Consider the following 11,130-nt stretch of genomic DNA (forward strand, 5'->3'; position numbering starts at 1 on the left):
GTGGTCCTTCGAACGATCCAAAATCAAAACACCCCCAAACCGGCCTTATGCAAAGCCCCCATGGCGACGGGCTTCGACCTGGTCTGCGGATGGGGGCCGTGAGGCGTAATGGGGGTGGAGATGACAAAATTTTAGCCAAAACATTTTAGATAACCGGTACTTAGCGGGCAATCCAAGAAAATTGCTATTTTCACAAAACTGGCCAAAAGGACAGGTTTAAACTCTTATCAATCAACTAAAGCGGCTTAAATCTTGTTTGCCGACATTAATAAAGTCAAAACAAGGAAAGTTATGACTTGGTAAGAAAAGGTAAGAGGCGTTCAAAACCACGCTAAAGACCTGAATTGAATGTGTTTTTATCATGCGGTCTCCACCCAAGGCCCAGGCCAAGCACCTGCGCGCCGCAACCACTGGAGACCACAATGAAACAAAAGCACACCCTCCTCACCCTGGCCGCCGTCTTTGCCGCAGCGCTTCCGCTGACGTCTCAGGCCGCCGTCACCCGAACCGGCACCATCAAGTTCACTGGCAAAGTCACTGCGCCCAGTTGCTCGGTAGACGGCAGCACAGCGATGGCTATTCCCGCTATTAATGTCGCTCTGGGCGAGATCTCCATGGACAAGGTACAAGCCTTGGCGAGCAGACCCAGTCATTTCAAAGCGCACTCAATAACCATTACCTGCACGGGCGCTAAGAATTTGACCGTGTCCCTCAAGGCTCTAAACAGCACCAACACGCTCACAGGCCAAACCAACATCCTGAAGAACATCGCCAGCGGCTCACCGGCGGCTGGCATTGGCATCGCGCTGTATCAGACGGGGAAGGCAATAAGCTATGACCTTGTGTCTGGAGAACTGCTGAACAAGTCCACTCCAAGTACAGAAACCATAACGTTTGATGCCGCTTTCGTTAAGGACCCGGCAGTTACCACGATAACCGCAGGCAACGTACAAGCCGACCTCCCCTTCGAACTGAGCTACGACTAAGCCCTAGTTTCTTCCACCCACAGCGGCGGGCTTCCCGCCGTTGTCTATTTTCAGGGCCCCCATCATGAAAACCCTGCTGCACGCCGCCGGCTTGGCGGCCTGGCTGGCCATGTCCCAGGCCAGCGCCGGCATCAGCCTCAACGGCACCCGCGTCATTTTCGACGGCGCGCATCCGGAAGCCTCCGTCACAGTGCGCAATCACGGCGCGGACATCCTGGTGCAATCCTGGCTGGAAGCGCTGGATAGCGACAAGGCCGAACTGCCCTTCGCCATCACTCCGCCGCTGACGCGGCTGCCGGCCGGACAGGAGCAATTGCTGCGCATCCTCTACGCCGGCGCCGGCGCGTCCGATCAACAGGAAACCGCCTTCTGGCTCAATGTGCAAGAAATCCCTCAGGCCGCCGGGAAAGGCAATGTGCTGCAATTGGCGGTGCGCCAGCGCGTCAAGGTGTTCTACCGTCCGCCGGGCCTGGACGGCGACGCGCTGCAAGCGCCGGAACGCCTACGTTGGCGGCTGAGGCGCGAGCGCGGCAACAGCTGGCTGCAAGCGGACAACCCCAGCCGCTACCACGTGACCGTGACCGGCCTGACCCTGCTCTCCGGCGGAAAATCCAAGGAAATCAGCCGCGCCCAAATGCTGGCACCCGGCGCCGGCGGACAATGGCCACTGCCCGCCGACACCGCAAACGATGCGCGCTTGCGCTACCAGATCATCAACGACTTTGGCGCCAGCCAGGCTTTTGAAGCCCGGCTGCAAGGCGTAGCGCCCGCTCAGCCGCAGCGGCTGGAGCCCTGAGCCGACCGTTGTACCGTGAGACGATGAGAAGCAAACCGCTGATGCCCCATGCCCGCCGCAACGCCGCGCCCTCGCTGGCCTGCGCCTGCTGGCTGCTCGCCTGCGCGCAAGCGCTGGCGGCGGACGCGCCTGCCTTCAACACCCGCTTTCTGAAACTGGACGGGCAAGCGGCGGATCTCAAAGCGGTGCTGAACGCGGGCAACAACGTCCTGCCCGGCAGCTATCGCGTGGACATCCTGCTCAACCATCAACTGGCCGACCGCCGCGACATCCTGTTCCGCCAGCAGCCGGACGGCAAAGTCCGCCCCTGCCTGGACGCCGCGCTGCTGCGCAAGCTGGGCGTCAAACTGCCCGCGTCCGGTGCCGGCGACGAGGCCTGCGTGGATCTGCCCCGACGCCTGGAGCACGCGCAAGTACGCTACGACTCCACCCGGCTGCAACTTGAGCTGAGCGTGCCCCAAGCCCATCTCCTGCGCCGCGCGGACGGCTATGTCGACCCGGCGCTATGGGACGCCGGCGTCAACGCCGCTTACGCCAATTATCAATTGAGCAGCCAATACAGCCGTGGCCAGGACGACCGCGCCAGCCGCCAGTTTTATCTCGGCCTGCAAAACGGGCTCAATCTGGGCGACTGGCGCCTGCGCAACGACGCCACCCTCAGTTGGAATACGGGCCAAGCCGCAGAGATACGCAGCAACCGCACCCTGCTGCAACGCGACATCACCGCCCTGCGCAGCCAACTGACGCTGGGCGAGCAATACACCGACGCCGTCTTGTTCGACAGCGTGCGCATTCGCGGCGCGCAACTGAGCCAGGACGACGCTATGCTGCCGGACAGCGAGCGCGGCTACCGGCCGGTGGTCCGCGGCCAGGCACAGAGCCAGGCCACGGTGGAAGTGCGTCAGAACGGCTATGTGCTGCACCGCGCCGATGTGCCTCCCGGCCCGTTCGAATTCACCGACATCACCCCTTCCGGCTCCAACGGCGAACTGGAAATCACAGTGACCGAAGCCGACGGCAGCCGCCGCGTCAGCCATCAAAGCTTCTCCAGCCTGCCGCTGATGCAGGCCCGAGGCCGCTGGAAATACCACGCCGCGCTGGGCCAGTACCAGGGCGGCGAAGCGGCCCGCCCCGGGCTGGCCGCCGGCGCGCTGGTTTACGGCCTCAGCGACGACAGCACGGTGGCCGCCGGCTTCCAGCTCTCGCCGCGCTTCCAGGCAGTCAACCTGGGCCTGGGCGCCAACACGCCGCTGGGCGCGCTGTCGCTGGACCTGAGCCAATCCCTCAGCCGCGCCCAAGGCGGGCGCAGCCAGGGGCAAAGCCTGCGCCTGCTGTACCACAAGGCCCTGCCCAGCACCCAGACCCAGCTCACCCTGGCCGCTTACCGCTACTCCACCGCCGGCTACCGCAGCTTCAATGACCACGCGGCGGACCTGGCCCGGCGCGCCAACCAACACCGCGCGCGCGCCCGGATAGACCTCAGCGCCCAACAAACACTGGGCCGGGAGGGCCGCCGCGGCAGCCTTTATCTCAGCCTAAGCCGGCAGAACTATTGGGGCCGGCCCGGCGCCAGCCACAGCCTCAACCTGGCTTACAGCCATCGCTGGAAACAGTTTCACTACCACCTCAGCCTCAGCCGGAGCCGCGACGGCCGCGGCCAAGGCTCCAGCCAGATCATGCTGGGCTTCAGCCTGCCGCTGGACACTGGGAGACGCGCCCCGCAGCTCAGCGCCCAGCTTGGCCGCAACGCGCTGCACACCAGCCTCAGCGGCCAGTTGGGCGAGGCCGACAGCTACACCGTCTCCGTGAGCCGCGACAGCCAGGGCGGCGCCAGCCTGAGCGCCAGCGGCGTCCATCAGGGCGATGTCGCGCAGCTGAGCGCCGCTTACAGCACAGCGCGCAACCATCAATCCGCCAGCCTGGGCGCCAGCGGCGCCGTTGTCGTCCACGCCGGCGGCGTCAACCTCAGCCGCGCAGTCGGCGACACCTTCGCCCTGCTGCAAGTGGACGGCGCCGCCGGCCTGGGCGGCAACGGCTATACCGTGCGCGCCGACGCTCAGCCTTACCGCGCCAACAGCCTGAGCCTGAACAGCCGCAAGCTGGGCGCCGCGCTGGAGCTGGAAGACAGCGTCAAGCAAGTGGTGCCGCGCCGCGGCGCGGTGGTGAAGGCCGTGTTCAAGGCGCGCAGCGGACGCCGCGTTCAATTCAGTCTGCGTCGCCGCGACGGCAGCGCTGTGCCGTTTGGCGCCAGCGTAGAAGACGCCGCCGGCCGGCCCTTGGGCATCGCGGACCCGCAAGGCCGGACGCTACTCTTGCTCACGCAGCCGCAAGGCCTGCTGGCCGTGAAATGGAGCGACGGCGGCTGCACCGCTCGCTATAAGCTGCCGCCAGCCAAGCCGGGGCGGCATTACCAGCGGCAAACCCTCGCCTGCCATTGAAAGTCATCAGATGAAACGCCAGAAACTTCCCCAAAGCACTTGTTCGCACCTACCACGAGTCCAATTGCTGCTATTGCTCGTGCTAAGCGGTATTGCCAACCACATTCATGCCACTTGCTCCGCAACCTCTAGCGTGACCCAGCCTTTCCCCAACGAGATTACGGTGTTACGGGATGCGCCAAACGGCACGGTATTGGCCACGGCCAGAGTCAAAACAGAAATTTCCTGCAACTCAACCGGTTTGAAGCTGGGTCGGGGACAGGACTACTCCTGGAAAGTCCATGTGTCCCCCAGCAATCAAGACCATGGCAAATCCTCGGTGAGCCATGTCAGAAATACCAAAACCGAGGGCATAGGCATCCGCTGGAGCAACCACAACCACAACACCAGTACCTCGCAAGTCTTCTCCAAGGGGCCACTCAATAAAAGCGACACCAACCGCCGAGGCATTCATTACAAGAAGAAAACGATGCTCGAGGACACCTTCGAATTGATCAAGACCGGCAATATCACAAGCCGGGTGCTTGCGCCCATGCATTACGCCATGCACTACAGCGCCCCGCCGGGAGGACACATCTACAACCAGCCGCTCTACATGTATGCGTTCAACCCCTCCGCGATCAAAGCCATCGGCTGCTCGTTCCGCAACGCCAGCCAGACTGTCCGCCTGCCCGACGTCAGCACCCTCGACTTCGCCGGCACCGGCCGCGCCGGCGATAAGCAGTTCAACATCGATCTGGACTGCGCGCCCGGCACCAGCATCCGCGCCAGGCTGAGCGACGCCAACGCGCGAGGGAACACCGGCACGCTGCTGAGCATCGCCGGCGGGCGAAACAACGCCCAGGGCATTGGACTGGAGCTGCAGCGCCAGGGCGAAACCGGTGCGTATGTACTGGGCACCGAGTTCACCAGCCTGGCGGCCAGGCAACAGCACGCGCTGCCCATGGTGGTGCGCTACGCCGTCAACGGCGCCCCCATCCAGCCCGGCGAGGTCAATGCCGCCGCCACCGTGGAGTTGAGCTTTGATTAAGCCTACGGCGACGCAAAAGGCCGGGCATGCCGCCCGGCCTGGAAACGCGACGCGGCGGCTTCAGTCCTCCACGCTCCAACGAATGCTGCCCGGCTCCGGACACTGCCAGGAGGCCATCAGCCGCTGCCGGATCTCCGCCAGCGATTGCCGCGACAGCAGCTGGCCATCGCGGAACACCGGCCGCAACTCGCCGCCTTCCGCCTGCTCCGCCGTCTGTTGCTGATGCAGCACGTAATGATCGCCCTCACGCTCCACCCGCAGCAGGCCCTTGGCGGATTTTTTGGTGCCGTCGTCCGTTGCCGGGTCCTTGTAGATATCCACCGCCTCGCCGTCCACCTCCGCGTAAATCGCCTTCAGCGCGTAGCCGAAGGTGTCCCGCGAGTTCATGCCGTAGACAAAGCTGCCGATTCCGAACACCACATTGCCGGAGGCGAAACCCTTGGCTGCCAGCCGGCGCAGGATGGCGCGGGCGCGCGGCAGGGTGATGGAGTCGCCATAGATCAGGCCCACGTGGCTGTCCAGCAGCCGGTAGCCGGCGGCGCTGACCGTGCCGCCGTAAATTTCCCACAAGCACTCCACCGCGCCCTTGCGCTCGGCCTCCGTCACCCGCAGACCGCCGCTCAGCGCTGTGTACGCGCCGTCCGCGTCCCGCGCCGGCAGGCCGTCAACGCGGACCAGCTCGTCGTCGTGGTAGCCGGTGAGGATTTTCACCGGATCGCCGGAGTCCGGGCGGAACACCACCTTGGCGTTGCCCAGCGCGTCCGGCCGCCGCGCCAGGATATCGTCCTTCAGTTCACGGGCAATCACCGTGACCACGTTCCAGAAATCAAAGGTGTCGCTGACAATGGACACCATGCCCTGCGGATAATCCTGGCTAACGAACTCGCGCACCACTTCCCGCTCCGCCAGCTGGCGCAGCGCTCCCTCCTCCAGCCCGGCGTGGGCCGGGTCGCGGCGTAGCCGCTGCAGCGTCAACAGGATGCGCAGCGCCATCACACTGTGTTCCGACGCCGGGATGGAGCCGCCCACCAGTTCCCGCTCCGCGTCCGCGTCGTAAAAGTCCTCCAGATAGTCCAGCGCCGGAATGGTGTCGGTGCCGGTGAAGGACAGCAGATGGCCGGCGCCGCAGCGCATGGCGTCGTGCACCCCGCTCATGCCGCGCATGGAGAAGTCATGCCCCTGCCAATTGACGAACTCCGGGGCGCTGCCGGTGAGGCGAGCGAAATAGTCCAGCAGTTTGCGGAATTCAAACGCGATGGTGGCCACTGTGGACGGCTTCCAGGATTCGCAGCTGAACAGGGTTTCAAAATAGGTGGCCACCCAGGGGAAGTCCGGATGCGTATTGCTGAAGATCACCGGCGGCACCTTGATATCCACCCGCGCGCCTTCCGGCAGGGAGCGAATCTCCAGCGGCAGATGACCCAGCGCGTGCAGCGCTTCCAGCCGGCTTGCTGGCACCGCGCCCGCACCCAACGCCGTGTCCATGCGGCGCTGGTATTTGCGCACCGCCTTGTCCCGCGGTTGGCGGAAGAACTCCTGGTCGAACAAGTCGATCAGGTATTGCTGAATGAAGCCCTGCAGGCCGAACCACACCACCTTGTTGTCGAACAGCTCCGGCAGCACCGGCGCGTACTTGGCCGAGCGCGGGGTGAAATTGGCCACCAGCTTGGTGGTGGCCGCCGGATACATGGATGGATGGCCGGTTTTGTAGAAGTCCGCCAGATTGAACGGCTGCAGTTGGTTCAGTTCACGGGCCAGGGGGCGAATGGGGGCGTTCATGATGTATTCCCTATCTAATGTGTAAGTCAAACCAGCTGGCAGCGGGTATCCGCAGTCCAGTTATTGCGGCTGAACACCTGCTGGTAATGCGCCAGCAGCGGTTCCAGGCCATGGCTGAAAATGCCGTGGGTCACGTACAGGTGCAGCGGCGCGTCCAGCCCCTGTTCCCGCTGGCGTTCGCGCAGCGCCTTGGCCAGCTCGGTGAAGGTGCGGCCGCCGTCGCAGATATCGTCCACCACCAATAGCGGCAGCGCCGGCAAGGGGCCGGTCACCTGGGTGCCGCTGATGCGGCCGCTTTGGGTATCCCGCACCTTGTCCGCCAACACCGCCTCGCAGCCCAACTCCCGCGCCAGCTTCAGTACTCGCTTGCGCGCGCCGGCATCCGGCGCCACCAGCGCCGCCGGGCCTACCCGCTCCAGCACCCGACGTAGCGCCGGCAACGGGTCCTCCACTTCCACCCGGTCCAGCAAAGCGGTCACCACATCGCTGTGCGGGTCCTGGATCACCACCCGGCTGTAGCCTTGGGCGTTGATCAACTGACAAAACACTTTGGCGCTCAACGCCTCGCCGGGATTGGCTACCCGGTCCTGACGCGCATACGGCACATAAGGCAGATGCAGCGCCAGCGGCCGGCCCGGATAAGCGCGGCGCAACGCGTCGCTCAGCATCAGCAAGGTCATCACCGCTTGCGCGTCGGGCAGGTGGGCATGCAGCCGCAAGGCTTCCGCCGGCGCATCCAGCTCCACCGACACCTGCACTTCCCCACCGGGAAACACCGTGCTTTGAAAAGCCAGCGGCTGGCTGGCGCCCTGCTGAGAAACCGCGAAAACCTTGAACATGATGCCGACTCCTGCGCTGTGTTGGCTTACTTAGTTGATAATTTCAACTAACTTGCGTGCAGTATAAATGACCTTAGTTGAGTTTTGCAACTATATGGCGGAAAATATCGTAAAACCACACCGGAGACTGCCTATGAGCACCTCTCGCCCCGCGCCCGCCGTCAGCGTGGACATCGTCCTGCTCACCCTGGGCGCCACCGGCCTGCAAGTGGCGCTGCACCGTCGCCAACATGCCCCCTGCCAACACCAGCTGGCGCTGCCCGGCGGCTATGTGCATGTGGACGAGGACGAAAGCTGCGAAGCCACCGCCATGCGCGTGTTGCGCGACAAAACCGGACTGGAACCCCGCTATCTGGAACAGCTGCGCACCTTCGCCGGCCCGCGGCGCGATCCGCGCGGCTGGTCGGTGGCCATCGCCCATGTGGCGTTGATCCCGCTGCAGCAGCTGCGGGACGCCGGCGACGGCGTGTTCCACTTTTACGATGTGGACCAGTTGCCGGAGCTGGCCTTCGACCACGCGGAGCAGGTGCGGGAAGCGGTGCAGCGGGTACGCAACAAGGCCAGCTACTCCACCCTGCCCTGCTGGCTGCTGCCGGAGCTGTTCACCCTCACCCAGCTTCAGCGCACTTACGAGCAGATCTTTGGCGAAACCGTGTCCCGCGGCACCTTCCGCTCACGGCTGGGCATCAAAGTAACCGACGCAAAGCCCGGCGAATACGCGGACGAGGCCGCCATACTGGAGGCCACCGAAGAATTCCTGGGCGGCAAGCAGCGCCCGGCGCGTCTGTTCCGCATCAACCGGCTCAGCCTGTTCAAGCGCGCGCGCTGGTAAGCCGGCATCAGACGCGACAACGCCGCGGCCGAAGCCGCGGCGTTGACTAGCTTCCCTGCGCGCTTAGCGCCGGCTCACGCTCTCGCGAGCCAAGACGGCCCAAAGCGGAAACCACCGCTCAAGCGAAATCCCGCGACGCGCAGCGGATCGCAAGCAGAGCCTCAGAACGACAAAGTGCCGGACAGCAGCAAGGTACGCGGCGCGCCCAGGCCGCCGGACAAGCCGCTGCCGTCGCCGCCGCTCCACGACCCTACCCAGTAAGCTCGGTTGGCGACGTTCTGCACCGTCGCGCGCAGGGTGATTTCCTTGGCCGCCACTTTGGTGGTGTAACGCGCGCCCAGGTCAAACAGGGTGTAGGAAGGCAAGGACAGCTGGTTGTTGTCGCGAACAAAGCGCTCGCCCACGTACTGGGCGTTGCCGGTGGCGGTCAGGCCCGGTAGAGCGGCGATATCGTATTCCACGCCCAGCTTGGCCATCACCTTGGGCACGCCGGTGGCCTGCTTGCCCAGATGGGCCGGGTCCAGCGCCTTGGTCAGCTCGGCCTTGGTGTAAGACGCGCCGCCCATCAGGCGCAGGCCGCGGCTGGCCTCGCCCCAGAAGCTCCACTCCAAACCTCGGTTGCGCTGCTCGCCGTACACACCAAAGACATTGCTGTCCGGGCTGGTGTAAGCGCTGGGCCGGGCGATCTGGAACAGGCTCAGGTTATGGGTGAGGCCGCCCCAATCCAGCTTGGCGCCCAGTTCATACTGCTCGGTCTGATACGGCTGCAGGCTTTCGCCGGCGTTCTTGGCCGTGTCCGGCGCCACGCCGCCCTGGTTCAGACCCTGGATGTAGTTGCCGTAAACCGAGAGCTGTTCCGATAGCTTGACCAGCAAGGCAGTGGCCGGAGACCAGCGGCTTTGGTCGTAGTTGGAGGTTTGCGCGCCGGCGGCGTTGTAGTTGCTGCTCTGCACATTCTGACGCCGCGTGCCCACCGTCCACTGCACCTTGCCGTCCATGAAGGAGAGCGTGTCCACCAGGGCGATGCTGCCCAGCTTGTCCTCAACGCTTCTGCCCATAAACCGGAACGTCGGCTTGGGCCCGAAGGACGGCGCATAGTAATTGGTGGTGAAGCTTGGGCCCATTCCATCCCGGTAGCTGCGCTCGGAGGTGAAGCGCGTGGCCGCCAGCGACCACTTATGCTGAATCTTGCCGGTGTCGAAATGACCGCGCACGCCGGCCTCGCCGGATTTCTGCGTGCCCTCGTTCACCAGGCGGTAGACGCCCACGCTGAGATCGCCGGCGTTATTGAGCAGGGTGTCGCGCGTGATCGTGGCGTCGAAGTCCGCCTTGCGATGGCCATAAGCGCCGTACAGGGTCAGCGCGTCGCTCAGCTCGTACTCCCCGCGCAGCAAGGCCACCTGGGTGGTGTTGGTATTGGTGGCCCAATCCGGCGCAAACTGGTAATCGCCCTTCTTGGGCGTGGGCAGCTGCGTCACTCCCGGGGCGATGGAGAAGATGCCGAAGTAGTTGATGCCGTCCATCTTCTCGCGCTGGTGGTAGAGATCCAGCGAGACGCGGGCGCGTTCTCCGCGCCAGTCCAGGCCCAGCGAGGCCAGGTTCATGCCCTGTTTCTGCTTGTCCACCGCGGTGTCGCCGTTGCGGTAAACGCCGTTGAAGCGCACGCCCCATTGCTGCCTGTCGCCAAAGCGCCGGCCCGCATCCACGTGCACGCCGGGCATATTGTCGGATTCATAAGTCGCGGTGATGGAAGTCAGCGGCGTGTTGCCCGCGCGCTTGGGCACGATGTTGACGCTGCCGCCCAGGCTGCCTTCCGGCGGCATGCCGTTGAGCAGGGTGGACGGCCCCTTCAGCACTTCCACCCGCGCCGCCATCTCGGTGGAGCCGCGCAGATTGGGCGCCATGCCGATCAAGCCGTTGAAGGTCATATCGTTGGCGGAGGTGGGGAAGCCGCGGATATTGAATTTCTCGAGGATGGTGCCCTTGCTGGCCACGTGGACCGAGGGATCGGCGGCGCCGATCAGCGCGCCTATCTCACGCGCTTGCTGATTGGCCACATAGTCCTCGGTGTAGCTGATGGTGCTGAACGGCGTGTCCATCACATCCAGATTGCCCAGTACGCCCACTCGGCTATCGGTGGCCAACTGGCCGCCGGCGTAGACGCGGCGGCCTTGCACCACCACCGGCTCCAGCCGTTCCGGCGCGCTGTTGCCCGCCTGGACCTTGGCCGGCGCGGCGTCCGTGCCTTGCGCCAGCGCGGCCGGAGCCAAGGCCATACCGCCAAAGCCCACCATCAGGGCCAGGCGGGTGGCGGAGAGAAGTTTATTCAGCGGGAAGGCGGATTGCGGCGCGAGTCGGCGTGTAGTTGATATGGGGGAGGCCGACCGTTTCTGACTCAACATCCAAGTTCCTTTCTACGTGAGGAGATTG

Annotated in this window: 8 protein-coding genes; 5 read left to right on the forward strand and 3 right to left on the reverse strand. The window is 64.4% G+C overall.

The annotated features are described in order from the left end of the window. The first annotated feature begins 422 nt into the window (after positions 1–422). The 4 genes from MOV80_RS18425 (at position 423) to MOV80_RS23565 (ending at position 5,250) form a co-directional block, all read left to right on the forward strand. Positions 423–986, forward strand: a complete 564-nt coding sequence (locus MOV80_RS18425) for a fimbrial protein (protein WP_043592522.1) — start codon at positions 423–425, stop codon at positions 984–986. A 64-nt stretch (positions 987–1,050) separates the two neighbouring features. Then, positions 1,051–1,782 (forward strand): molecular chaperone, encoded by a 732-nt coding sequence (locus tag MOV80_RS18430; RefSeq protein ID WP_043592523.1) that lies wholly within the window; start codon positions 1,051–1,053, stop codon positions 1,780–1,782. A 41-nt stretch (positions 1,783–1,823) separates the two neighbouring features. After that, positions 1,824–4,220, forward strand: coding sequence for a fimbria/pilus outer membrane usher protein (locus MOV80_RS18435; RefSeq protein WP_162896935.1), 2,397 nt, complete (start codon positions 1,824–1,826; stop codon positions 4,218–4,220). Positions 4,221–4,503: 283 nt separating this feature from the next. Next, entirely contained in the window at positions 4,504–5,250 is a 747-nt protein-coding gene (locus MOV80_RS23565) for a fimbrial protein (protein ID WP_161523010.1), read from the forward strand. 60 nt (positions 5,251–5,310) lie between these two features. On the opposite strand, the gene MOV80_RS18445 is transcribed toward MOV80_RS23565, so the two are convergent. Both MOV80_RS18445 and MOV80_RS23490 read right to left on the reverse strand, forming a co-directional pair. Further along, positions 5,311–7,029 (reverse strand): nicotinate phosphoribosyltransferase, encoded by a 1,719-nt coding sequence (locus MOV80_RS18445; RefSeq protein ID WP_118266236.1) that lies wholly within the window; start codon positions 7,027–7,029, stop codon positions 5,311–5,313. Between the two features lie 26 nt (positions 7,030–7,055). After that, entirely contained in the window at positions 7,056–7,868 is an 813-nt protein-coding gene (locus MOV80_RS23490; RefSeq protein ID WP_081576231.1) for a ribose-phosphate pyrophosphokinase-like domain-containing protein, read from the reverse strand. Positions 7,869–8,001: 133 nt separating this feature from the next. Here MOV80_RS23490 and MOV80_RS18460 point away from each other — a divergent pair, with 133 nt between their 5' ends. After that, complete coding sequence (locus tag MOV80_RS18460; protein ID WP_118266234.1) at positions 8,002–8,700, forward strand: NUDIX domain-containing protein; 699 nt, start codon at positions 8,002–8,004, stop codon at positions 8,698–8,700. Positions 8,701–8,861: 161 nt separating this feature from the next. Here the strand turns inward: MOV80_RS18460 and MOV80_RS18465 are convergent, their stop codons facing one another. Then, the gene (locus MOV80_RS18465) at positions 8,862–11,102 is read right to left on the reverse strand and encodes a TonB-dependent siderophore receptor (protein ID WP_249605361.1); all 2,241 of its coding nucleotides are present in this window, start codon (positions 11,100–11,102) and stop codon (positions 8,862–8,864) included. Positions 11,103–11,130: the final 28 nt, after the last annotated feature.

This window comes from Chromobacterium sp. IRSSSOUMB001 (assembly GCF_023507765.1).
Lineage (GTDB): Bacteria > Pseudomonadota > Gammaproteobacteria > Burkholderiales > Chromobacteriaceae > Chromobacterium > Chromobacterium haemolyticum.